Annotated in this window: 17 protein-coding genes; 7 read left to right on the forward strand and 10 right to left on the reverse strand. The window is 58.0% G+C overall.

Annotated features, from left to right (window positions below):
- Together R4P64_RS29495 and R4P64_RS29500 are read left to right on the forward strand one after the other, a co-directional pair.
- Complete coding sequence (locus tag R4P64_RS29495) at positions 1-930, forward strand: SDR family NAD(P)-dependent oxidoreductase (protein WP_317823717.1); 930 nt, start codon at positions 1-3, stop codon at positions 928-930.
- A gap of 465 nt (positions 931-1,395) precedes the next feature.
- Complete coding sequence (locus R4P64_RS29500) at positions 1,396-2,334, forward strand: SDR family NAD(P)-dependent oxidoreductase (protein ID WP_317823719.1); 939 nt, start codon at positions 1,396-1,398, stop codon at positions 2,332-2,334.
- Between the two features lie 1,129 nt (positions 2,335-3,463).
- Here the strand turns inward: R4P64_RS29500 and R4P64_RS29505 are convergent.
- From R4P64_RS29505 to R4P64_RS29545, 9 genes are all read right to left on the reverse strand, one after another.
- A complete protein-coding gene (locus R4P64_RS29505) occupies positions 3,464-5,386 on the reverse strand; it encodes a primary-amine oxidase (RefSeq protein ID WP_411742727.1) in 1,923 nt (640 codons plus the stop codon).
- A gap of 275 nt (positions 5,387-5,661) precedes the next feature.
- On the reverse strand, positions 5,662-6,459 hold the full coding sequence (locus tag R4P64_RS29510) for an ABC transporter ATP-binding protein (protein WP_317823722.1): 798 nt from the start codon (positions 6,457-6,459) through the stop codon (positions 5,662-5,664).
- A 10-nt stretch (positions 6,460-6,469) separates the two neighbouring features.
- Positions 6,470-7,243, reverse strand: coding sequence for an ABC transporter permease (locus tag R4P64_RS29515; protein ID WP_317823723.1), 774 nt, complete (start codon positions 7,241-7,243; stop codon positions 6,470-6,472).
- Positions 7,240-8,019: an ABC transporter permease gene (locus R4P64_RS29520; protein ID WP_317823724.1), complete on the reverse strand. Its 780-nt coding sequence runs from the start codon at positions 8,017-8,019 to the stop codon at positions 7,240-7,242. Before R4P64_RS29520 ends, R4P64_RS29515 begins: the two co-directional genes overlap by 4 nt.
- 19 nt (positions 8,020-8,038) lie before the next feature.
- Positions 8,039-9,103 (reverse strand): ABC transporter substrate-binding protein, encoded by a 1,065-nt coding sequence (locus R4P64_RS29525; RefSeq protein WP_317823725.1) that lies wholly within the window; start codon positions 9,101-9,103, stop codon positions 8,039-8,041.
- Positions 9,104-9,187: 84 nt separating this feature from the next.
- Positions 9,188-9,979 carry a carbon-nitrogen hydrolase family protein gene (locus tag R4P64_RS29530; protein WP_317823726.1) on the reverse strand — a complete coding sequence of 264 codons (792 nt, stop codon included), beginning with the start codon at positions 9,977-9,979 and terminating at the stop codon, positions 9,188-9,190.
- Positions 9,980-10,051: 72 nt separating this feature from the next.
- A complete protein-coding gene (locus R4P64_RS29535; RefSeq protein ID WP_317823727.1) occupies positions 10,052-10,639 on the reverse strand; it encodes an RraA family protein in 588 nt (195 codons plus the stop codon).
- Positions 10,640-10,747: 108 nt separating this feature from the next.
- The gene (locus tag R4P64_RS29540) at positions 10,748-11,419 is read right to left on the reverse strand and encodes a GntR family transcriptional regulator (RefSeq protein WP_317823729.1); all 672 of its coding nucleotides are present in this window, start codon (positions 11,417-11,419) and stop codon (positions 10,748-10,750) included.
- A gap of 65 nt (positions 11,420-11,484) precedes the next feature.
- Positions 11,485-12,258, reverse strand: coding sequence for an HpcH/HpaI aldolase family protein (locus R4P64_RS29545; protein ID WP_317823730.1), 774 nt, complete (start codon positions 12,256-12,258; stop codon positions 11,485-11,487).
- Positions 12,259-12,641: 383 nt separating this feature from the next.
- On the opposite strand from R4P64_RS29545, the gene R4P64_RS29550 reads away from it, so the two are divergent.
- The 3 genes from R4P64_RS29550 to R4P64_RS29560 all read left to right on the forward strand — a co-directional run bounded on the left by R4P64_RS29550 (position 12,642) and on the right by R4P64_RS29560 (position 19,673).
- Entirely contained in the window at positions 12,642-15,929 is a 3,288-nt protein-coding gene (locus tag R4P64_RS29550) for a protein kinase domain-containing protein (RefSeq protein WP_317823731.1), read from the forward strand.
- A 1,486-nt stretch (positions 15,930-17,415) separates the two neighbouring features.
- Positions 17,416-18,999 carry an LVIVD repeat-containing protein gene (locus tag R4P64_RS29555; RefSeq protein WP_411742722.1) on the forward strand — a complete coding sequence of 528 codons (1,584 nt, stop codon included), beginning with the start codon at positions 17,416-17,418 and terminating at the stop codon, positions 18,997-18,999.
- 20 nt (positions 19,000-19,019) lie between these two features.
- Positions 19,020-19,673 carry a DUF305 domain-containing protein gene (locus R4P64_RS29560; protein WP_317823732.1) on the forward strand — a complete coding sequence of 218 codons (654 nt, stop codon included), beginning with the start codon at positions 19,020-19,022 and terminating at the stop codon, positions 19,671-19,673.
- 435 nt (positions 19,674-20,108) lie between these two features.
- Here the strand turns inward: R4P64_RS29560 and R4P64_RS29565 are convergent, their stop codons facing one another.
- Positions 20,109-20,324: a hypothetical protein gene (locus tag R4P64_RS29565; protein WP_317823734.1), complete on the reverse strand. Its 216-nt coding sequence runs from the start codon at positions 20,322-20,324 to the stop codon at positions 20,109-20,111.
- 1,649 nt (positions 20,325-21,973) lie between these two features.
- On the opposite strand from R4P64_RS29565, the gene R4P64_RS34070 reads away from it, so the two are divergent.
- Positions 21,974-22,843 (forward strand): carbon-nitrogen hydrolase family protein, encoded by an 870-nt coding sequence (locus tag R4P64_RS34070; protein ID WP_411742723.1) that lies wholly within the window; start codon positions 21,974-21,976, stop codon positions 22,841-22,843.
- 90 nt (positions 22,844-22,933) lie between these two features.
- Complete coding sequence (locus R4P64_RS29570) at positions 22,934-24,298, forward strand: APC family permease (RefSeq protein WP_317823735.1); 1,365 nt, start codon at positions 22,934-22,936, stop codon at positions 24,296-24,298.
- Positions 24,299-24,388 lie beyond the last annotated feature (90 nt).

Raw genomic sequence — 24,388 nt, forward strand, 5'->3', positions numbered from 1 at the left:
ATGCAGACACTCAACTTCAACGACCAAGTCGCTGTCGTCACCGGAGCAGGTCGCGGAATAGGCCTTGCGTACGCAGAATTACTGGCATCGCGCGGTGCGCGAGTGATCGTCAACGACAGAGGCGTGGATATCGACGGTGGAGGCGTCGATTCAGGCCCCGCTGAACTCGCAGCCGAGTCTCTCACTTTGCGGGGATACACGGTATTGCCCGACACTTCCGATATCTCGACAACAGAAGGCGCGAACGCCGTAATAGACTGCGCGATAAAGGCATTCGGAAAGATTGACATCGTCATCAACAATGCCGGCATCTATACGATGGACGACTTTCCTGACCTGGATCTCGATATGATGAAGCGGCATTTCGACGTCCACATTGGTGGGAGCTTTAACGTCACGAAAGCTGCTTGGCCTCACATGGTCGAGCGCGGGTACGGCAGGATAGTGATGACGACGTCAACCGGTGCGCTTGGCGCCGCGAACATGGTCGCGTATGGTGCGGCAAAAGCCGGGGTCCTCGGCATGGGCCGGGCACTGGCGCAGGTTGGAGAGCAACATCGCATCAAGGTTAATATGATCGCACCGCAGGCTATGAGTCGAATGATGGCGGCCGGCTATGGAGAGAACGCCGCCGCGGTCTTACATGATCCGCAACGGAACCCGGACTTGGTTGCACCGATGGCGGTCGTATTGTGTCACGAACGGTGTCCCTCGAACGGCGCGACGTACCTAAGCGGAATGCGTCGAAATGCCGCAATCTACATCTCTGAAACACCCGGCCACATCCATCCGGACCTCGGCCTCACCCCCGAAGATATATTGGATAACTGGGACCAAGTCGTCGACGAAAAAGAAGCAATAACCTTAGGTGGCACAATGGCCGAGGCCGCATATCATTCGACGCTGATTGGGAATGCCATGAGTCAATGAGAAGCACGTCTTCACATAGAGGCCTCGGCCGCCGGTATGGCCTAATACGTTGCGGGGATGAGTTCTTCGGAGCCCATCCATCGCAATAGCGCGGCGAATGAAGTGCATCTCGACCTGTTATCTATTCAGCAAGGCAAGAGGGTCACAATCTGTGGTTAGCGACTGGTGCGCTGACCTGGGGCGCGGCCGGCACCTCGGGTGGATTGTGTCGATACGAAACCGCGTCGAGTTCGCGCCGTACGCTTGGTTGAGTGGGACCTGGAGGGCGCCTTCGATCAAATCGAAGTCCAGAGATGCGCCGAAGGTGGCGGTTCGGTCGATTTGTTCTGTAACGCGGCCAGCAGGACAAGAGCCCAAGACTCCGACCCCAGGGCCCGCAGGCGCTTGCAGACCTATTCATAGCTTGTTGACGTTGACGGTGATGCCAAAAAACAGAAGACGACGAGAAACCGAAGGGTCCCCAAAATGGCTAAAATTAGGTTTGATAATCAGGTTGCTGTCATCACCGGTGCCGGGCGCGGACTTGGACGCGAATACGCTATCGAATTGGCCCGCCGCGGTGCGCGGGTGTTGGTCAACGACTTGGGTAGCGCTCTGAGCGGCGGTCACGGATCGAAAGATCCTGCGAATGAGGTTGTCGAAGAGATCATAGCTTTTGGCGGCGAAGCCGTTGCTGAGCATTCTGATGTGGGGGAAGATGCGCATGCCGTCGCTGCGGAAGCCATTGAAAAATGGGGTCGCGTTGACATCTTGATCAACAACGCCGGGATCTCTGGCGGCGGATCGGTATTAGGGGAGACACCAGATGAAGAATCCGATCGAGTACTCGATGTCAACCTGCGCGGGTCGATTTCGATGATTAAGGCGGTGTGGCCACACATGGTGGGTCAGCAGTACGGTCGGATCGTCAATACCACATCAGGTTCTGTTTTTGGCACCAAGCTAACCGCCCCGTACGTGATCTCGCGCGCGGCACATATCGGGATGACAACTGCACTGGCGACCGAAGGCGTCGGAGTGGGAGTAAAAGTCAATGCTGTCATGCCTACTGCGTACACCCGAATGACCGACCGGATTCCGAGTGAAGAGGTCCGCGCGTTGCTGCGGGACAAATTCGACCCGAGCACGGTGGCACCGATGGTCGTGCTGCTGGCGTCGAGCCAAGCGCCCTCCACCGGTGAGTTCTTTCACACTGGTGGAGGGTTGGTCGCCAGGGTCGCGTTGGCAATCGGTCGCGGCGCGCGAGCAATAACATCTCCGGAGGATGCTCTCGACCAGTTCGCTGAGATCAGCGCGATCGATGGGGTGTCAACTCCAAGGAGTGTCGACGAGTACATGGCCCATGTGTTTGGACGCGTATTCGATGCCGCGGGTGTGCAGAGCCACGGCTCGTTGGGAGTCTAGAAGTGGGTCTGGGGTGGGATAATCTGCACAGGTCGCGAGAGGCTCTTTGCTTTCCGAATCTAGAGATCTGGAAAGAAGTGGCGAAGTGTAGATTTGCGCCCTACTCCTCTAGGGCTCCGGTCAATTAGTCTGAGGTTAAACATATTTGGGCAGAACAGACATCGCGACTTTTCTGTCGAGTGGAATCTTTTTGATGTTTCTTGTTGAACCGCACCGTCCGTTCCTCTCACGCCGCCTAAGTAACGAATCGAGCGGTAGCGCACACGGTTACCGAAGCTCGGTGAGGAGAGCGAGGTCACAGTATTGGGCGGATTGCGTTCGGGGGGAGCCTGTGCTTCGTATGACGCGTAAGCGCAAAGTGTCGCCGTTGTCTCCAGTCCAGCTGTTATCGAGAAAATCGTAGTGGCCGATGCGAGATCTTCGGTGGTGGCAACGCAGGTGTCCGGAAATGGTTACGTCGCAGTCGTTCTCGATCGACGCGAAGGCATTCGTTCGAGTCAGATCAACGCGGGCGCCTGGATCGGGTATGCCCATGTTGACCGGCGAACAGTGGCGAATCATCGAGCTTGCAGACACCAGTGCGCTGTCAATTGCCCGACAGTCCGACTACCCGTGGGCGACCGACGGGATAGCGTTCGCGGGTATCCGTTGTCGGGGAAAGGACTTTACATCACCTCTCGTGGGTCGAGCGTCCGTGTCTGGTAGAACAAGACAACAATAGCGACCGTGGATTCGATCACCGCGGCGACCAGTGAGGTAGTCATGAACATGGATGCATGATCATGGGCACTAGCTTCGATCGTGCTGCTTGAGTGACTCCGATGTGATGTCGAAGTCCCCGGCGACATCAGCACAAAATGTACGGCGATCATGCCGACGTTCATGATTGCGACTAGTCCCCAATCGCGGTGCGACCCGCGTCTCCACAGATCACGCGCACAGGACAGACATCCCACGATCATCGCCCCTGTCACAGTTGCCACTATCGGGGTTGTGCTGGTGTATTCGGTTAGTGAGGCTGCGTGGAGTGATGCTGAGATAATCGCGAAGACTGCGGCCACCCGACGCCACCACTGGCTGTAGTGGGGTGCGACCGCTACAGCCTTGACGGCGTCGGGCACCTGAAGCATTAGCTGTCGCAGCAGTGCGTTGTCGGGCTGCTGGGTAGATTCAACGCAGGATTGCGATCAAAGAAGCCCACAGGCTTCAATTTGAATCCGGCGTAGTCGACTGGCATGACCGGCCAATCCTCCGGGCGAGGAAAGTGAGTCAGCCCGAAGGTATGCCAAAGAACGAGATCATCGCCGTCGATATTACGATTGCCAGCGACAAAGGTCGGCAGTCCTCCCTTGCCCGGGTGCTGGTTGACGAAGTCGCCTGCTGGGTATCGTTCGGTCTCATCGTATTTGGTGACCCATAGATGTTTTGTGGCAAAGGCGGCGCGCGCAGCGATGGAACTTGACGGATCGGCTAACAGGACAGGCTGTCCCTCGGGGTGCAGCGCATAACCGACATCGTTGCCCAGGCGATTCTTCTTGGTTGGGTTGGTGATGTGCCACACCCGGGCTTTGAGGTTGTCAGCGATGCGTTGCCCTTCGGACTCGGTTGTCAGTTTGGTCTTCTGGCATCGGAATGCGTTGCCCCACGGATTGTTCGGTCCCATCGGAACCGCGACCGCGTCAACTTCCTCGACGGTGTTGACGTTGCCGTCGACAGCCATGTCCAGGCGAGCGGAGAAGAGATGCTGATGGAAAGGAGCTCCGAGACCGGGGGCTATCTGCGTGGAGAAGCCGTCGTCGCCGCGGTAGGCGGAGGTGAAGACGATGCCGGTGGCTTTGGCTTCGAGTTCGATGGTGCCGTCGAGGTAGAGGTACCAGTAGAACCCGTAGTCGTAGTTGCCGATCGTGAGGAAGAACGAGATGACAAGTCGCCGTGATCGTCTGGTTTCGGCCATATTGTTGAACATATCGGTGTGCTTCCACAGCACTCCGTAGTCTTCTTCGTGCAAACAGATCGCGTTCTTCATCAACTTGGGATTTCCGGATTCGTCGGCGATGGTGACATCGAAATACCGAATCTCACCTAGGCAATCACAACCGAGTTCGAGCGAATTCGTGTAGCGACCGAACAGATACTCACCTTGATCGAAGTAGTTCTGCCAGTAGCGCGCTGGTGACGGGTCGGCGTAGGGAACTACCATCTCGGCAATCGACGCGCGATAGACGATCGGGCGGTCGACACCGTTTTCGGAGAATGAGAGTTGGTGCAGGGTGAGGCCCTCACGGACGTCGAAACCGAACCGAAATTTCCAGTCCGCCCAAGTGATCTCGTTTCCATTGACTTCGAAGCTGGCACCTTCGGGTTGAGTTATCTCGATGGGCTTGAGATCGGTACGAGGAGCCGAGGCATGCGGGGCTGCGTTCCATTCTCCGCGCTCGGCGGGTACGGGGAGGTCGATGTCGTCGACGACTTTCACGACAGCTCGGGTCGTGAGATTTACATAGGCGACTACACCGTCGATCGGATGCGCCCACGGAAGGTCTGCTTCGTCGTCCTGGTGGAATGCCAAGACGCGCACGATGCGCTGACCGATCTCGTCCTCGTGGCCGAACATTCCCGCAGAGAGGGGAACGGCTCGTACTTTCGACGGTTCGATTCCGCGTTTCGCCATTGCCTCGAGCCAGTCGACGCTGTCGAGCAAGAAGGACTCGATGTCCTCGAACTCTTGATCGAGTATGGGTAGGTGTCCGTTGACCTCCGAGTCGAGCGGGGTCGCAGAAAGCACCTGATTCTCCGTGACCGAGACGACGACGTCTGTGCCGACACCCGTAGCGCGGTCGAGCAGGAGTATGCGAGCTCGACGTTCGATGTGTGCTCCCCGGGTGTAGGCCAGAACCGTGGTTTTGTGTGGCTCGGCGAGGGCCATGTAAACGAAGCGAGTATCTTCGCCGACAAGACCGTTGTCGACTAGTATCCTTCTAGCACTACGGATTTCGTTCGCCGACAGTGGTGCGAGGGGGTGATCGGCATCGGGGGGTCCCACTGGGGTCATGCTCTCGGAAATTGTGGCGCTCATGTCTGATCTCCTTCTCGTTCGTGGTGTCGTTAGTAGCGTTGATTGATGTAAGAGACTTCGTCTCGATCTCGGTGGAGTGGGAGCGAAGGGTGGAGGACGATCTCCAACATTGGCCGTGGGGGACCCTCATCACCCTCGACATGCCTTGGACGTCAGGTATCTCGCTACATCAACCGCCGAGATTGCTCGAGCTGAGCGACTGAATTCGTCATCGCGGGGTGGAATCCGCTTGCGGTGACTACTCGTGGTGACTAACTGTTCTGGTTGCGGTTTGCCGCGAGCTGAACATCGCGGATCACCTCGAGGATATGGGATCTGTGCTCGCTGAACTGTACGGTCTCGCGCGTCGTGATCTGATCACGCGCAGAGCCGAGTTGGACATCTACTATTTCCACCACGGACGCCGGGTTCCGCGACAGGACAACAATCCGGTCGGAGAGGTATACGGCCTCGTCTATGTCGTGGGTGACCAGCAAAACTGTGACCTGGCGGTCGCGTTGTAACCGGAGTGTGAGGTCTTCGAGTTCGAAACGTGTCTGCGCGTCGATCGATGCGAAGGGCTCATCCATGACGAGGACTTCAGGATTGGTGATCAGCGCGCGAGCTATAGCCACTCGCTGCTGCATCCCGCCGGAGAGCTGCCACGGGTACTTGTCCTCAGTGCCGCGGAGGCCGACACTTGCAAGTGCTTCCCGCACCTTGCTCGTGCGTAGATTCCTGTCGAGTTTCCGAGCCTTGAGTGGCAGTGCGACATTTTTCGCGACGGTCATCCAGGGTAGGAGTGACCGTGAGTATTCCTGGAAGACGATAGAGATCTGCGGGCTTGTCCCCGAGAGTGCTTTTCCGTCGAGTACCACTTCGCCGGACGTAGGTGGCATCAAGCCGGTAAGGCATCTCAGCAGTGTCGTTTTTCCTGCGCCGGATGGACCTACGATGCAGACGAATTCTCCTTGCTGAACATCGAATTCGATGTCAACGAGCACCGGTGCAGAGTTTCCGTAGGTCTTCGACAGCCCATGTACCGCAAGGCGGGGCGGCGAGGTGATCATGGTTGTCTCCCTAACGTGATTTGGATGTTGACCGCATTCCGATGTGCCAGCGGAGTAGTCGGTTTCGAACGAGTGTGAAGATGAAATTGAGCAAGAAGCCGATGATTGCAAGCAACACGATTCCTGCCCACACAGACGGTGCGTCGAACGTGAGCTGAGCTTGCATGGTCACGAAGCCCACACCCCTTACCGCAGCGACCATTTCGCTAGACACCATCAGTACCAATGCGATCTGCAGGGCGGACTGAATTCCTCCGAACATGGATGGTGCCGCGGACGGGATCCAGATGTTCATTGTGGTTCGCGTTCTGGAAAGTTGCATGGACCGAGCGACATCGAGGAGCGCTGGGTCCGTCTGGCGAAGACCGTCGATAGTGGCGATGAGGACAGGAAACACGGCGCCTATCGCGATGATGGCGATCTTCGAGGAGTCGCCGATGCCTAGCACAAGTACGAGGGGCGGTATCAGCATGATCGGTGGCACGGACCTACCGAAGGAGATCAGCGGCATGAAGATCTCTCGAAGGATGCGGATGCGGCCGAGAAGCAGGCCGCCGAGCACACCGGCGACGACGGCTATTGCGAAGCCTGCCAACAGGTTGGACAGGCTCGGGACCACGTCGGTCTCTATACCGTCGAAGATCCACAGTTCGGCGAACCTCTCGGCGATCGCGTTCAGCGGCGGGTAGAAGGGGTTAGGCTCCCGACTTGTCGTGAGTCCATATGTGACAACGACTATCAGTGGGATTGTCAGGCCGAGAGCTATCCGGCGCGCGACGGTCATGATGTTGCCTCCGGTCGACGACCGTGAATGAGTTGGGTTTCCAGGAGGGCCAGGCCACCGTTGAGAGTGATACCCAGAACGCCCGCCCAGAGGAGCATTGCGAATACCGTCGCGGACTGCCCTGTTTGCTGCGCTGTCGAGATTGCCTGGCCGAACCCCGGGGAACCTCCGAGAATTCCGGCGCCGATCGACAGCATAAGGGCAAGACTGGCAGCGATCCGAACTCCTGTCGCAATGTAGGGCAGGGCGCTGGGCAATACGATGTTTGCCTGGGTGGCCTTCCAGGACAGAGTCATTGATCGAGCCGTGTCAATAGCGACCGGGTCTACATCTCGAACCCCGATGTGGACTTGCACGAGAATCGGCCACAGTGCGCCTATGGTCGCAAGAATTACCGCAAGGGTGTCTGTCGGGCCGACGATGAGCAGTATCAGCGGGAGGATCACGACCGGGGGTACGGGGCGCAGGAACTGGACGAGAGGATCAAGCAGGTCGTTGGCGACTTCCGATAAACCCGTGGCGACGCCGACGACCAGTCCGATGAGGAGCGCAATGGCCAGTCCGATGAGTGCTACCGCGAAGCTCTGGCCTACTTGGGACCAGAAGTTCGAGTCCGTGGCTAGCTCGGTGGCAGTTCTCAAAGTATCAGTTGCGGTAGGGATTCCGACTACGTCCGTCAGCGGACCGCCCGTGGTGACCCACTGCCACACTGCGAGCCATGCGAGAACGCCGACCGTTCCCATGATGGCAGTGCGGACCTGTCTCGATCCACGCATGTTCGCTAGTGTGGGCACATTAGTTTCCATTGGTCAGGGCAGCAGGGATGATGAGGCTGGCCGGATCGATGTTCTTCTTCAAGAATCCGAACTCGAGCATCAACTTCTCGAATCGTTCGATACCCGAGAGATCGGTCTGGGCATAGAAGTACGGCACGGTTGCCGATGCGAGAGATGCCGGATCGGTCTTCTGTTCGCGCGCAGTCACCTCCCGGATCACGTTGGGGTTGGCGTTGGCGAAATCCGAGGCATCGCGCATGGCGCAGTTGAGGCGCGCCGCGACGTCGGGGTTTTCCTCGACGTACTTCTTACTGGATACGATCATCGACGTGGGGCCTTCGTGTAGCGCTTCGACGCCAGGCCACGAAATGATCTTCAAGTTCTTTTCTTCGTATCCGTCGAAAGCAGGAACCACCGAGTAGGCTGCGTCAACTTTTCCGGCGAGGAGTGCGTTGTACGCGTCGGCGGGGCTCATCGTTACGAACTGAACTTGTGCGGGGTCTCCGCCGTGCAGTTTGATCACGGCACTGGTCGTCAGCTCGGCCTGTCCCTTCGCATCCATGATCGCCACGGTCTTGCCGTTGAGGTCTCCAGGCGTGTTGATTCCACTGTTGTTCTTGGTCAACAGCGCGGTAACTTCGCTGGTGTAGCCCTTTTCCCCGGCTTGCATCTTGTTGTAGTAGTCGGGAGCAATGCCGGCAAATGGCGCAACGGCAACGAGGGATATGCCGTTGTCTACCGCCTGCAAGAGGTTCAAGGTTGCGGTGAATGCAAAGTCAGTGCTCCCACCTTGTACCGCCGAAATCGTGCCGGCGATAGACGGTACGGGCTTTACTGTGACATCGAGGCCCTGTTTGGCGAAGAATCCCTGGTCGATGGCTGCGTAGATTGCGCCGTTGCTCAGGATGGGCATCGCTGTGATGCTGATATCGGTCACGGTGTCGGAGTTGGGATTCGAGCAGTCATACGTGGATACGAGCGTCGAAGTTTCGGTGCTGTCGGAATTCGATCCGCAGCCGGTGAGCAACGGGCCCAGGGCCACGACGGTGCCGAGAGAAACCGCAAGTTTTGATTTGACGGACATGGGGACTCGCTTTCGGATGGGGCGGGGTGAAGAAGAACAGGCGTGCATGGGGTAGGCGACGTGTGGTGTGCGTTGATGGGCAAGTCATGTCACCGCGAATCTGCGGAGTTCCAAAGCGGGGTTCGCTTGTCGAACGCCGGCGATGCGTGCGGCCGTGACCTGGGCCGTGCTGATACCCGTGGTTTCGCCGAGTCCTGCGATCACCACGCCCATCGGGTCGACGATGATGCTGCCGCCGGCTCCGCCGGGCGCGGACTGGTCCGAGGCCGCGACGTAGATCGTGTTTTCTATTGCCCGGGCTCGGATCAGTGTGGTCCAGTGGTCCTCTTTGAGCGGGCCAGGAACCCATGCGGCAGGGAGAAGGAGGACGTCGGCGCCAGCGTCAACGATGCGGCGTGTGACTTCGGGGAATCGAACGTCGTAGCACGTTTGCAGACCGTATTTGAGTCCATCGACATCGAAGAGTTGTGGCGGTTCGATATCACCGGGCCGAACCTTGTCAGATTCCTTGTATCCGAACGCGTCGAAGAGGTGGAGTTTTCGATAGACCGCTACCAGGTTCCCGTCGTTTCGAACTGCGACGAGTGTGTTCGAGATACGTTGGCCGGGCTCGGCGATCTCGTTGAACCCACACACGATCGTGATGTCTGTTTCTCGTGCAAGAGTCTGGAGATCGGTGACGAATGGGCCGTCCAGCGATTCGGCTGAGTCGACGAAGCGGTCGTCCATGGAAGGTGCGCAAAAGAGTGAATACTCCGGCAGCACAATTACTTTAGCCTGCCGTGAACTGGCTTCTCGCACCAGGGTGGCCATTACTTCGAAGTTGGACTTCTTGTCAAGTCCGGGATAGAACTGGCCGATCGCAACGGTGGTCACGGTGTCTTCTTTCGTCGTGGTGGCCGTCGGAGGAGGCCGACGGCCACCGTGAGGTTGTTGAGTGCTGGTCGCTCAGATCGCCGCTTCGGCGGCGGACTTTTCCACGTACGCGGCTGCGCCGGACAGGTCCGAAATTCGTCCGCCTTGGCGAATGTGGGGGATCAGTACCTCTGACTCCCATTGTTGTGCTTTGGACGCGCGGTCCGCGAGATGTGCAGCATCGGAGGGGGAAATGAACACCACGCCGTCGTCATCGGCGAGGACGATGTCGCCTGGGGTGACGACCGCTCCGTCGATGTTCACGGGGACGTTGACTGCGCCTTCAATGCCTACGATGCGGGTGGTGAGTGGGCTGACTCCGCGTGCATAAACCGGTATGCCCAACTCGGAGAGATCGTTGTAGTCGGTAACTTTTCCGTCGACGACTATTCCGACAGCTCCTCGCGCTTTGGCTGTGAAGGAGACTCCACCGCCGAGGCACGCTCGCGTTCGGTCGCCGCCGGTATCCACGACAAGCACATATCCGGGCGCGAGCATATCCACGGCATAGTGAAGCGCGGTGGAGTCGAGACTGGGGAGTCGGACGGTGAACGCGGTTCCAATGCATCGCGCGGGCCTGACGACGGGAGCAAGATCTGCGGCGAATCCGGAGTCGAGCATGTGGCCTAGTGTCGACGGGCTCACGTCTTTCAGTGAAGCAAGCAGCGAGTCGTCGACAAGAGGTGCGGGTTGGTTGATCGTGAACAAGGTATGCCCTTCTATCTGTGGTTACGTCACACGCGTGTCGAGTCCGACGTGGTCGGTTCGGTAGTCGAGTTTCAGTTGGTTCTGGAGTGATTCGTCAATGTGTGACCGAATGGCATCGGCTGCCGCCTCGACGTCGCGAGACGCCAGCGCAGTCACCAGTGTGCGATGCCGATCTGCAACGTCCTCAGTTGCGGTGATCGTGGAGTAGTTCTGGTGCCACAAGCGAAGTGATCCTGAATTAAGTTGTGCTACAGCATCTTCCAGGTATGCATTGTCGGCTCCTTGGGCGATTTCGTTGTGCAGTTGGTAATCGAGTTCGACTGCTTCGTAGATTGCCCCGGACAAGAGAGCCTCGCGCAGTGCGTCGGCAGTGCGACTCAGCTGCTGCACTTGGGCCTCGGTGATTCGCCGCGCGCTCAATCGGATCACGGACTCTTCGAGTATGAGTCGAGATTCCTGCAGTCGGTACAGATCCTTGAGGCTGGTTTCGCGAACGACGGGAGGGAGTCGCGGGTGCCAGATCAAGAATTGTTCCAGCGCAAGCCTTTTCAGCGCCTCGCGGAGTGGCGTTCGTCCGATCTCGTACTGCTCTGAGATCCGCGCTTCGTCAAGCGGGACGCCACTTCGAATTTCGCCGCTGACAATCGCCTTGCGGAGTGTTGAGTACGCTGCATCTGCCTTGGTTGCCGCCACCTGTGAACTCTCCTCAAATTGGGCCGTATCCATCAGGATTCGGCCGGGATGATTACACTGAGAACCTAGACTGAGAGTGGAGGCTTGACATTGGTCGCCTCGCGGCTGGCGGCCAGGTCTTGGGCAAAGCCTTTGTACAGGGCGCCCTGTTCCATGGACACAACGAGTTGATTCGCGCCGTGTGCGACGCCGAACCGCTGTTCTTCGAGCGTCCATGAGGGGAAGACCCAGTGCTTACCTGCGGCACGAGCCGCGCGGGCAATCTTCTCGATGTCCTGGTAGTCATCCTCCGTTCGTTTGTAGGTTCCGCGTCCGCGGCGGATGGACAAGTCAGTCGGGCCGACGAACACTCCGTCGACGGTCGGAAGGTTCAAAATCGACTCGATGTCGTCGAGTGCTCCAGAGTCCTCGATCATGGGGTAGCAGCGAGTGGTCTGGTCCTGCCGAAGGGCCCACGCGTCATCCAGCGGGTCGATGTAATTATGGGTCCGGCCGCCGGCAAAGGATCGGTCGCCGAGTGGGGGGAATTTAGCGAACGCAGTCACGGCTTTGGCGTGCGCAAGGTTCTCGACATGAGGAATGACAACTGCATCGGCGCCGAAATCAAGTGCCTGCTGGATCGGAGCACGCTCCGGTGCAAGGACTTTGGCGAGAATATCCATCCCGAGGCCCTTGAGTACGGGGATTATGCGTTCGAGGGAGGCGAGGTCGTATGTGCCATGTTCGATGTCGAGAAGAACGGCACGGAATCCCGCCGCGTAGGCGATTTCAGCGGTGGCGGCGTGAGGGTTGGTGAGCCAGAATGCGAGGCGCTGGTCAGTGGATGCGTTGGAGGTCATGTACAACCCTTCGTTCGATGTATTATCAATATATCCACAAAATATCAGGAATGTGGCATGGTTCACAAGAGTTCTTTTTTGCCGGTCTGGGGTGATCGGATTCGGGGGAGCCGGGGCGATCAGGAACCCACCGGGTGAAGGCAACTCGAGTGCTGGGTCGCGAGGTGGTTGTGAGCAAGTTAGGTCGCAGGTCAAGAGCACCGGGCCCGAAGTCTGAACCGGTAATCCACAGGGTGCGCGGTAGACTGTGTCTGTAGGAACTGTCATGTAATAGGACAGCGCGATAGCAGGTCAGCTTAGAATCGAAGTAGTCGATGGTTGAGCAGGAGCCGGGAGCATTGCCGCGTGACGGCCCAGTTGCAGTTGCGGCGGAGTTGGTCGGGATGGGGTTCGAAGGCGTCCAGGAAGTTGGACGCGGCGGATTCGGTGTGGTATTCCGATGTACTGAGCCGTCGCTCGAACGCACAGTTGCAGTGAAGCTACTCACGCAATGCTTTGACGGTGGCAGCCGTGCCCGGTTCCTCAGGGAGCAACAGGCGATGGGCCGACTCTCAGGTCACCCGAACATCGTCGATGTGTTCCAGATTGGGAACACCGCAAACGGGCTGCCATACATTGTGATGCCCTACCACCCGAATGGTTCGTTGGAGAAACGAATTCGCCGGGACGGCCCATTGGGATGGGTCGAGGCGCTGTATCTAGGCATAAAATTGGCTGGCGCACTCGAATCTGCTCACGAGGCGGGAGTGCTGCATCGAGACGTCAAACCAGCGAATATTCTGCTCACGGACTATGGTGATCTGCAACTTGCGGACTTTGGTATCTCGCGCCTGGTGGGTGCATTTGAGACCGCTGAGGGTGAGCTGACAGGCTCGCCTGCCTTCACCGCGCCGGAGGTCCTATCGGGTGGGCCGGCAACCGTCGCAGGCGACGTCTACAGCTTGGGAGCGACCCTATTCTGCGCGATCACCGGCCATGCGCTGTACGAACGGCTCGAAGGTGAAGCGATCGTGGAGCAATTTCTGCGAATTACCAACGGAGAGAAGAAATATCTCCCCACGCGCGCCGTTCCTGACGACATTTGCGAGATCTTGGATCGAACCATGGCGAGAAATCCCGCGCTGCGTCCAGGTTGTGCTGCGGAACTTGGAGAAGAACTTCGGGCGGTCGAGAGGCGGAACCACCTTCATGTCGACGACATGGTCATTCGGCACACCGGTAACAAAATGACTGGCAACGATCAGCCGACCCAAATTCAGCAGGCAGTGAGTGGGTCGCGTGGAAAGTGGGGTGTTGAACAACGAGTCGAAGTTTCGGATACTCCCGGGGGACAGCAGATTCCGCCTCAGCCGCCAGCCATACCCGCTGGCTCGCGCGACATGCTGGGGAATCTTCCCTTCGAAGTGACTAGCTTCGTCGGTCGCCGCACTGAACTAGCCCAGGCTAAGAAGTTTATGTCGGCTTCGCGACTGGTCACATTGACCGGAATCGGGGGTATAGGAAAAACGCGGCTTGCACTTCGAATCGCCCTCGAATCGCGACGTGCATTCGTCGACGGTGTATGGCTAGCCGAGTTGGGTGAACTGCGCGATGAGATGCTGGTTGCAAGCACCGCGCTGGCCGCACTCGGGGTACAGGGTCACACAGCAGCGGAACCGGTTCGAGCCTTGGTGGACCATCTCAATGACAAACATCTGCTCTTGGTCCTCGACAATTGCGAACACGTAGTCGAAGAGGTCGCCGCCATCGCCGAAACGCTCTTACGAACGTGCTCAGATATCCGGATACTCGTGACGAGCCGGGAACCTCTCTGTATAGGGGGTGAGAAAGTGCTGCGAGTCCCGCCGATGATCGTCCCAACGTCTGCTCGCGAGTCGTCGGGGCGACCGATTTCGGAGTACGAAGCGGTCAATCTGTTCGTCGAGCGTGCGACAGCAGTGGCACCGACGTTCCGGCTCATGGATGCCAACCAACGTGCGGTCGCACAAATTTGTCGGCACCTCGATGGACTGCCACTCTCGATAGAACTCGCAGCGGTTCGATTGCGGGCGATGTCAGCGCAACAAATACTGGAACGGTTGAACGACCGGTATCGCATCTTGACCGCGGGCAGTCGTACGGCGCCGTCGCGACAACAGACACTACGAATGTGTATCGAGTGGAGCTACGACCTCTGCACTGAGCGGGAGCAAGCCCTTTGGGCGCGGTTATCAGTCTTCGCCGGAACGTTTGAACTAGAAGCAGCCGAATCTATTTGCAAAGAAACAGACCTGGGAGAAATGTCCGATCTGGTCACGTCGCTCGTCGACAAATCGATCCTGATTCGTGAGGATATCGACTCAATGGTCCGGTACCGGTTGCTCGACACACTTCGCGAATACGGCCGACTGGAGCTGATAGCGAGCGGGAACGAAGAGACTCTACGTCGCCGCCACACCGATTGGTACGAACAGTTGATCCTGAGAGCTGAAACCGACTGGATCAGTCCTCGTCAATTGGACTGGATTTCGCGGCTGGACCGCGAACAGTCCAACATTCGAGAAGTTCTCCAGCGCTATCTGACAGACGACCCAGACAAGCGAGACCACGCTGTCAGGGTAGTTGCGGCGTTGTTGCCGTTTTGGGTATCCCGAGGCGTTTTCCTAACCGAAGCTCGGACATGGATAGGGCGTATCCTTTCCGTCCATCGCGAACAAACTGCGGATCGAGCCACAGCGCTGTACCTATCCAGCGTGTTCGCAGTCGTACAAGGTAACGTCGACGAAAGTCTTGAACTATTGGCTGAGGGCGACATCATCGCAGAACGCCTCGGGGATACCGCCTTGGCTGCGTTCGCAAATTGGGCCGGGGGCTGTCACAACCTCTACAACTCTGTACCGACTCGTGCGGTCGTGCTGTTCGAGACTGCGATTTCTCAACAAGATGGGATCGGTTACACCTTTTGTAAAATCGCCAGCCTGATTGGTCTGGGGTTGTCCCACCTGCAACTCGATAATGTGTCGGGGGCTCACAAGTGCTATGACGCCATACTCGTCGAGAGCGCGAAATACGGTGAGACCGTGTACCGCGGCAGAGCAGCAACAATCGGCGGATGGGCGTTATGGCGGGAGGGCGACTCAACACAGGCTCAATCGGTGCTGCGCCAGGGAATCAGACTCTCTGACTGCATCGATGACCGCATCGCAGTAGCTCGCTGCTTCGAGATCCTTGGCCGAATCGAAGCAGACCAGAGACTCCCTTCGCGTGCTGCCGTCCTGTCAGGCGCGGCCAGCAGTATTTGGCGAGGAGTCGGAGGGCCGTCCTCCCGTTCGGTCTGGGCTCGCGACGAGCGCGAGATGCGTGAGCGTTCGACGCAACAAGCCCTCGGTAAAGCGGAATACGACAAGCAGTTCAAGCGTGGAAGTTCGTTGACGTACCGAGATGCGGTTTCCTACGCGCTGGGGGAAGAACCTTCTGCGCCGGAGACAACATCCAACGAGCCGAGCCTGACCCGCCGCGAGCGCGAGGTGGCAGCTCTTGTGGCACAAGGACTTACGAACAAGGCCATCGCCGCGAACCTGGTTATTTCACCTCGCACCGCGCAAGGTCATGTAGAGCACATTCTCGTCAAGTTAGGGTTCACATCCCGAGCTCAAATCGCTGCGTGGGTCACTGGTAAGGCTATGGAGTGACCTCAGTCGACGTTCGGGTCTTCGAACGGGTGGACCTGACGGAGCGCACGGAGAGAAACTCTGGCTTGCGGATCAGTCGAAGCTGTTGAGGTACAAGCTCGCATGAAGTACGTCGCAGATGACGCGCTCGATGGTGCAGTGAGCGGCACTCGACACTAACTCTGTGGATTAGTCGGATCTGCCCAGGTTGAACCGCATCGGCGTTCCGGAGATTTGATGTGCCCGTGCGATTCACCTCTTTCGAGTGGAGTCTCTTTGATGTTTCTTGTTGAACCGCACCGTCCGTACCTCTCGCGCCGCCTAAGTAACGAATCGAGCGGTAGTGTAGATGGTTGCCGAAGCTCGGTGAGGAGAACGAGGTCACAGCATTGGGCGGATTGCGTTCGAGGGGTTTATGCCTCGTATGACGCGTATACCCAAATTATCGCCGTTGTCTCCATTCCAGCTGTTATCGAGAAATTCGTAGTGGCCGATGTGCGATCTTCGGTGGTGGCAACGCAGGTGTCCGGAAATGGTTACGTCGCAGACGTTCTCGATCGACGCGAAGGCATTGGTTCGAGAGTCAGATCAACGCGGGCGCCTGGATCGGGTATGCCCGTGTTGACCGGCGAACAGTGGCGAATCATCGAGCTTGCAGACACCAGTGCACTGTCAATTGCCCGACAGTCTCACTGCCAGTGGGAGCGACCAACAGTGCCGGCAGTGACAGTTGAGGTGAAGGTGCGGTGCGGGGATTAGGACATAGATACCGTTTGCGGTATCCAGCCTTGCGGCGGGTCACATGCGAGCACTGCCGTCATATTGGCTACTCCCCCAGAATTGGGGTCGGACCAGGATGGGCAACCACGGCCGGAAGGACTGGCGCGCTGAGCCGATGCCGTGAACTCCGAACTCGGTGTTGATCGGACACCCTCGGTGAGGTGGAGCCGATGCTGTGCGGGAAGTCGCCGATGCGAGGTACATCCGCAGCTTCGGCGCAGAATTTATCGGGTTGGATATGTACTGCAGGAACTTTGCCCGCGTAGGAACTCAGTTGGTCCCCAGGTGTCGACCACCAGGAATTTGATGCCGCGAGGGTCAAACGGGGATGCATGCCAGAGCGTGGACGACGCTCGATACGCCGATCGCCGCCACCACCTTGCCTGTGAACGGTCCCATTCCTGTTCAGGGCATGTTTATCGCCGTGCGTTCCGCACCGTATCCACCGTCGTTGCCTGAAATTGCCAGAAAAGAACAATTGACTGATCGTATAGTTACAGTGCACTATGTATACCAAATAGGTGGGGCTCTGAACGTCACTGCTGGACAGGGTCGAAGGTGCGTCCAAACACCCTGGCGGGGAACCTATCTAGGCGTATCGCCAGTTCGCTGTAGGTGGTTCCTCAGAAGTTCCGCAGCCTGCCGTGGAGTCCTGTGCTCGCCGGTAGCGACGCACAGTCACTGTTTGGGGAGCACTAGTTCCCCAGCACCGAAAGGAAATTCGAGAATGCGTCTGGTTCTGCTGATGCGACGGCTTGGGGTCATACCCCTAGCGACAGCCGTCATGTGTACTGCGGCTGTCGTCCCGATCGGCGGGGTTGCATGGGCTGACCCGCAATCCGACGCCACAAAAGGTGTTCAGGAATTTCTGGATGTAGGGCGTACCGCGGTGCCGCGGGCGCAGTGCGGTCCCAATTCGCTGCCGGAGGCCGGCTTGCAGGGTGACGTTCCAGCTGAGGACCGAATGAGCGGCCGCAGCCAACAGGGATACCGCTGCAACGTGTCTCTCGTAGGTAGTTATCCCGGTAAGGGGGGCGGCATCACCTCGGTGACATTCGACCACTGTTCCTACACGGGATCGTTTTTTCCCGGAAATCTCATCGGAAACAGCAGCGGTGTCCAGGTGCTCGACATCTCGGACCCGGCTGACCCGAAGCCCACGGCGACGCTTACCGAGCCCGCGATGCTGGGCGGTACATGGGAAAGCCTGAAGGTCAACGTGAAGCGGAAACTCCTTGCGGCGACTGCGGTCCCGGTCGGTGTCGGAGCAGCATACTTCTCGATCTACGATATCTCCGACTGCGCACATCCACGGCTGCTCAATCCCGGCGCAGGCACCAATCTCGGTATGCCTCTTCCGATCATGTCGCATGAAGGCGGATTCTCACCCGATGGCAACACGTACTGGGCGTCTGGGGTGACCGGCGGACTGCTGAGCGCGATCGACGTGTCGAATCCTGCAGATCCGAAGGTCGTCTGGCAGGCCTTGACCGGATTGACGAGCCACGGCTTTGGCCTCACCCCGGACGGCAATCGCCTCTACCTTTCGGTGCTGGCCGGATTCACGGTTCTCGATGTCAGCGCGGTTCAGCGACGGGACCCTAATCCACAGGTTCCGCACATCGGGCGGGTATTTTGGAGTGACGGACAGGCCACGCAGCACGCGATTCCTGTTACCTACGACGGCAAACCATTCGTGTTCGCGGTCGACGAGGGTGGCTCTGGCGGTGTCAAACTGATGGACATGTCCGACGAGAGCGCACCGACAGTCTCCTCGAAGATCAAGCTCGAGATCAACCTTCCGCAGAACATGGGCAAGAACCTTGGCTCGTCGATGGGTGGATCACTTTTCGCCTACGAAGCGCACTACTGTGCCGCAGATCGCCCGGTAAACCCGACCGCATTGGCCTGCTCGTGGGTTTCATCGGGAATTCGCGTGTTCGATGTTCGCGATCCTGACGATATCCGGGAGATTGCGTACTACAACCCGCCAGCGTTGAAGGGGCAAAACCTTCAGCTGACGAACTCTCCGCACGCGCTTGCATCGATTATCGGAGTTCCGGTCTTGTCGACCGTGCCGATCGCACGCGCAGTCCTTGAGGGTCAGTTCAACCCGCAGGATGCCCAAACGTCGCGTGCATCGCAGACGGGGTTTGGAGACCTGTCGAGCGATTGGTGCTTCTCGCCCCCGGAATGGCGGGGCTCGCAATTGTGGACCACCTGTGCAGATAACGGGTTCATGACACTGCAGTTGGAGAACGATGTATATACGCCGCCCGTAGATCAAGCCTCCACGATCGGGCAGAGCTAGTCGTGCAAATCTCGAAACGGATGACCTGCCTCGGTCTCGCTGCCACTGCGATCATGTTCCTCGCGATCGGCGCTGGTCTACGCCCGTACTTCCTCCCGATGTCTACCCCGATTCATGTTTCACTGAGCGATACGGAGATCGGTTTCATCCAGGACATGGGCGCCCACCATCAGCAGGCGTTGTTCATGGTGGAACGTCTTGAGCCGGATATCGACCCCGCCGTGCATCGGCTCGGGCGACAGATCGAATCCACCCAACGAACCGAGGTTGGGACGCTGCAGGGGTGGCTTCGACTGGTTAACGCACCGATGACGAATCCGCACCCCATGGGCTGGATGGAACCCGACGCCACAGACAATTCGGCGGGCCATCAGCATCGAGAAACTGCGGAATCCGGGGGGCCGACACTCGTGAAAATGCCAGGAATGGCCACCTGGACCGAACTCGACCAGCTCGGACGCAGTCGTGGGCCGGACGCAGAGGTGTTGTTTCTTCAGCTCATGCTTCGACACCACAAGGGAGGGGTGGAGATGGCTCAGAACTTTGTTCGCCAGCAACAGTCCGGCCCTGTACATGAGGCGGCGCAGGGAATGATCCAAGACCAGGGCCAGGAGATCGCCGTCATGTCGATGCTGCTCGAACAGCGACAGTCCCTGCCAATGCCGTATCCGTGAAGCCCGCATGGCCAAGGTGTGTGCGTCAGATGGTGAGTCATCGGATCGACGCGGAGGGCAGGCGGTGGTACTCGTGGCGAGGACGCTGTCAATTGAGACGTGGTGGTCGGCCACGGTCCCAGTCTTGGCAATGACTCGCTCCATAGTCCGTAATGCCAAAGGCAGCTTAACTTTTCCGTTGGCCTGGCCGTGATGTTCGAAGGCGTCTTCGAATGCAGGACCCAACGGTTGCCCGCATCGATGGTTACCGTAGCGTGCCCCTGCTGTGCCATGGCATATTGATGAGGGCGATCCCGGGGAGATGTCAGTCAATTCGCTTGCGCCGGCGGACCCTCGCCATCGGTCAGTGCGCAGCGACGACGATCGCATGGCATACGAGGCCGTCAGGGGTGCGCCGCGGATGCATGGTGCCGCAGTTGATGTGGTGGATGCGGATCAATGTGCCGCCAACATGGCAGGGTCGATGGCCTGCACGGGATTCGAGCCATCCCACAGAGCTGCTGCGAGCTTGACGTAGTCGAACAGTTGGGCTTTCGCTCCGCCGAGGTCAGAGATCCCGACGAAGGTACCGGGGTGGTGTTCGGTGTTCAAATAGGTGAAACATCCTGTCGGACCGCCGAGTCGACCTCGTACGTCGATCGTGAAACCCACGACAATGGCTTTGTTGTACAGCGTTTGGTGGTCTGTGGACCAGTAGGCGAAGTGTTGTAGGTCTTGTTGCCTGTATCGAGGAGGTTCCGGTACATCGACGATTCGTCGTTGATGGGCAGATGACCTCGATTTTGATGACTCCTCAGTTGGGGGCGGCGACCCATGGACACGGCCGGTGGAGCGCTCGTATCGACAAACTTCTCCGGTCGTGCCGTCGTGGTGAGTACCGCGGTTCAATGCCGAATACGACGAACCTACAAGCGGTGAGTCGTGTTGTGAACCCGCATAGCGAATCACGCGATATTCCCGAAGAAGTTCGCCTCACGCGCCGGTTGTACGTAATGCAGGCAGCTTTCGCGCAGGAACGCACAATTTTTCCCAGATCGGCGGTTGTGCGGAGCCCTTCTTCGTCGCGCACGGCGCCTAGCTTCATTTCCGGAATGTCGCTGTCCTTCTTGATGACCCAGTTGTGGTCGAGTCCGCCGATGAGTGCACGCATGACTGGTCCTCCTATGTGGCTTTGTGTGTCAGTGGGAAAGATCGGAGCGGCGGTAATTCGTCAGGCAAGCATCGGGTGCGTCTCCGGTAGATTCGTTCGATCACGAGGTTTCGTCCTCGCCGAAGATGCACGACCGCGCTTCTTCACCAGTTTGCCCACTACTTGCCAAGGTTGAGTTTTGCTCCGAATCGCCCCGGGGATGCTGTCTGCCTCCGTCTGTGTCGTACGTGCGCTAACCACGAATGCCGCCACGTGAATGAGACATGTTGCGGTTATTCGGTGAAGAGCTTACTTCCGCACTCGTTGTACAGACTTTTCTTTGTTGAATGCAATCGCGGGCGCCACTCTCAAGGGCGACGCTATAGGGGTCTGCTAGCGCAAGTTCCGGGCATAAATCTAGATGTTCTTGCCTCGCAGTGTATTCAGAAGACTTCGGTCGGGATGGCCGATTCCAATTGGCACGCCTAGGCGGCGGAGACATGATGGAATGGAGTGCAGTGCATGGCGTTTGCAGGGTTCGGACGTTGATCGCAGTGTTTTTGTTTCTCATTGCTGATGTGTGAATGTGCTTGTCGGTGCTGAATCTTGGGCGAGTGCGCGACTACGCCTCGACTAAGGGATCCCCTGTCGGAGACGTTCAATGAGGTGCCTTCGGCGAACTGAGACACCAGCCTTGTGTCACGTCGACTCCGGTTCGTTGTCGCTACCCGCCGGGACGCATCGGTACATACTGCCGGTGATCGACGCACGGATCCTTGACCTTGTAGTTCGAATATTGTAGTGGCGCAGACAAAACGGCCTTTGGCTTGAGAAAGTTGACGCCAACGACGATGTTCAGGAGATGACCAGAAAAACGCGGGACGGGAACGAGCATCCGGCCAAATCAGGGAGTGATCCGAACTGATCGGATCCGCCTGGTCCCTCGGCGCTGGTGATAAGTGTCGGCGCCCTCACCCCTGGCGGCATCGTCGATGATGGCTTTCTGCCCGTCGATGATGCGGCGAACGACCACCTCTGGTGTCGAACGAGCACCGCCAGTTCGGTTGCCTTGGTCAGTAGCTGCCGACAACGTTCACGTTTACTCGCGGGCAGGGACTTGCGCCAAACGATTCTTTGAATACTATTCAATGAATCAGTTCGAAGGAGTCCTGTGCACACCACCTGCTTGCGTTACTGCCTTGTCCAACACGCTCCAGTTGAGTCGATCGATGAGTTCGACACAGAGCTCGCGACTCTCGTTACAGAGAACCCCGGCGTAGATCTCTTTGTGTTCCCGGAGATGCATCTCTGCGGCGGAGAAGCGGATGGGCCGCTTGACGCCCTCAAACGCTTCATCGAACCGCTCGATGGACCTCGTGATCAACGGCTCAGGAACGCCGCGAAACGTCACGGAATCTGGCTCATCCCAGGAAGCGTCTATGAACACGACCCAATGTCGCCGTCGACGGGTGGCATCAGGGCATTCAACACTGCCTCCGCTTACTCACCCGCAGGGGAGAGAGTTGCGAGCTATCGCAAGATCTTTCCTTGGCAGCCTCATGAGCACGCCACGCCAGGGTCAGATTTCACCGTTTTCCAGCTCGGAGAGTTCGGCAGAGTCGGCATATCCATTTGTTACGACATCTGGTTCCCAGAGCACGCCAGGCAACTCGCTTGGTTGGGCGCCGATTTGATCATCAACGTGGTTCGAACAGGAACGAACGACCGAGAGCAAGAACTTGTTCTCTGTCGCGCAGCTGCGATCGCAAACCAGCTTGGGGTGCTCAGCGTCAACGCGGCAAGTCCCGGAGCCAGAGGGCGAAGTATCGCTGTTGACGCGGAGGGGCGACTCCGTGTGGAGGCTATGGACTCGTCAGAGCAAGAGCTCATCGACACGATCGACCTCGCTGACTCTCGAAGAGTGCGACGAACCGGCACCTCGGGATGCAACCGAGTTTGGGATCAGCTCGATTTCTCACCGGTATCGCTTCCCATGTACCGGGACGGAGTGATTCAACCGTCACCAATGGCTCGCAACTAGTTCACCGGTGCGGCTGCAACAGAGAAGCCGCAGCACAGACGTCGCGCACATGACATAGATCGCGTTACTCATTCACTTCGAAGGAGCGCCATGATTTCCCCGCCCAACACAACGGCACAGCAAACAGATACACAATCGACATCGAGCGGGCCACCGCTAAAAACACCCTCACTTGTGTTGTTCGGAATCGCATATATGGCCCCAGCAGTCGTACTTGCGACTTTCGGAGTGATCTCCGTCGCGAGCAACGGCTCAAGTGCCAGCAGTTATCTCCTTGCCACCACAGCAATGCTTCTGACCGCACTCAGTTACGCAACGCTGTCTCGCCGCTTCCAACTGTCGGGTTCGGCGTACAGTTACGTCCGACGTGTCCTCGGCCCCAATACTGGCTTCCTCGCCGGCTGGGTACTGATCCTGGACTACCTTTTTCTACCAATGGTGATTTGGCTTATCGGAGCGTCATTTCTTTCCGCCCAGTTTCCGGGGGTGCCCATGTGGGTGTGGATTGTCATCCAGGCAATTGTCGTATCGGCGGTAAATGTTTTCGGCATCAAACTTGCCGATCGTCTCAACACGATACTTCTTACATTTGTTACCCTCGTCCTTATAGTGTTCGTCGCACTTTCGCTTCAGCAATGGGCGAATGAGAACACCTCCGTATCTGTCCTCTCGCCGTTCTGGAACTCTGACTCTTCAATCCTTGCCATTACAGCTGGTGCCGCCATTGCGTCGTACTCGTTTCTCGGGTTTGATGCGATCACCACACTCACCGGAGAAGCAGCCAATCCCAAGCATTCGATTCCTCGGGCAATCGTTATCACAACGCTCACTATGGGTGCGGTATTCACCATTGTGAGCTTCGCAGCTGAACTGGTTGCGTCGACAACCATCATCACTGACCAGGACTCGGCAGCGTTTGACATTGGTTCTCGTGTCGGTGGAAACTTTCTGGCGTCAGCGATAGTGGCGGCCCTCGTAGTTGGTGGTTTCGCGTCCGCCATAGCTGCTCAAGCCGGCTCATCCCGACTCCTGCTCGCAATGGGGCGTGATGGAGTGCTCCTGCGAAATTTCTTCGGGTACGTCCATCCGGTCCGCAAGACACCGGTCCTGAACATCGCCTTGACCGGTCTGGTAGGGCTGACAGCCACCCAGATGACGTTGACAAGCTCAACATCGTTCATAAACTTCGGTGCATTTACTGCATTCACCGTGGTGAACGTATGCGCAATTGTGCTGGCTTGGCGCTCAGAAGGGTCAGGTCAGCGACGTTGGGGAAAGATCTTCGTTGCCTCTGTTGCGAGCATTGTGACCCTGTTCCTCCTTTTTAACCTCGACGGCAATGCACTCCTTTTCGGGTCAAGTTGGTTGGTGATTGGAACGATCTACCTTGCGGTCCTCACCAGGGGATTTCGAAAGGAGCCACCCGAACTCGCACTCGACGAAGCCTCCTCATAAGATTCGATACGCTGGGCTGTGTCGTCGCACTCTCACGCCTTGGGTGAGTTACGAGACAGTTCCATTGAATTGCGGCGGGAGTCTAGGAGG

It is taken from the genome of Rhodococcus sp. IEGM 1366 (genome assembly GCF_033142425.1).
Lineage (GTDB): Bacteria > Actinomycetota > Actinomycetes > Mycobacteriales > Mycobacteriaceae > Rhodococcus_F > Rhodococcus_F globerula.

What these genes read in the sequence shown, in the direction of transcription:
- R4P64_RS29560 (WP_317823732.1), top strand. Translation starts at nt 19,020, where the DNA reads ATGACCTGCCTCGGTCTCGCTGCCACTGCGATCATGTTCCTCGCGATC.
- R4P64_RS29510 (WP_317823722.1), bottom strand. Translation starts at nt 6,459, where the DNA reads ATGATCACCTCGCCGCCCCGCCTTGCGGTACATGGGCTGTCGAAGACC.
- R4P64_RS29535 (WP_317823727.1), bottom strand. Translation starts at nt 10,639, where the DNA reads ATGCTCGACTCCGGATTCGCCGCAGATCTTGCTCCCGTCGTCAGGCCC.
- R4P64_RS29550 (WP_317823731.1), top strand. Translation starts at nt 12,642, where the DNA reads ATGGGGTTCGAAGGCGTCCAGGAAGTTGGACGCGGCGGATTCGGTGTG.
- R4P64_RS29555 (WP_411742722.1), top strand. Translation starts at nt 17,416, where the DNA reads ATGCGTCTGGTTCTGCTGATGCGACGGCTTGGGGTCATACCCCTAGCG.
- R4P64_RS29525 (WP_317823725.1), bottom strand. Translation starts at nt 9,103, where the DNA reads ATGTCCGTCAAATCAAAACTTGCGGTTTCTCTCGGCACCGTCGTGGCC.
- R4P64_RS29495 (WP_317823717.1), top strand. Translation starts at nt 1, where the DNA reads ATGCAGACACTCAACTTCAACGACCAAGTCGCTGTCGTCACCGGAGCA.
- R4P64_RS29515 (WP_317823723.1), bottom strand. Translation starts at nt 7,243, where the DNA reads ATGACCGTCGCGCGCCGGATAGCTCTCGGCCTGACAATCCCACTGATA.
- R4P64_RS29570 (WP_317823735.1), top strand. Translation starts at nt 22,934, where the DNA reads ATGATTTCCCCGCCCAACACAACGGCACAGCAAACAGATACACAATCG.
- R4P64_RS29500 (WP_317823719.1), top strand. Translation starts at nt 1,396, where the DNA reads ATGGCTAAAATTAGGTTTGATAATCAGGTTGCTGTCATCACCGGTGCC.
- R4P64_RS29545 (WP_317823730.1), bottom strand. Translation starts at nt 12,258, where the DNA reads ATGACCTCCAACGCATCCACTGACCAGCGCCTCGCATTCTGGCTCACC.
- R4P64_RS29520 (WP_317823724.1), bottom strand. Translation starts at nt 8,019, where the DNA reads ATGCGTGGATCGAGACAGGTCCGCACTGCCATCATGGGAACGGTCGGC.
- R4P64_RS29505 (WP_411742727.1), bottom strand. Translation starts at nt 5,386, where the DNA reads ATGACCCCAGTGGGACCCCCCGATGCCGATCACCCCCTCGCACCACTG.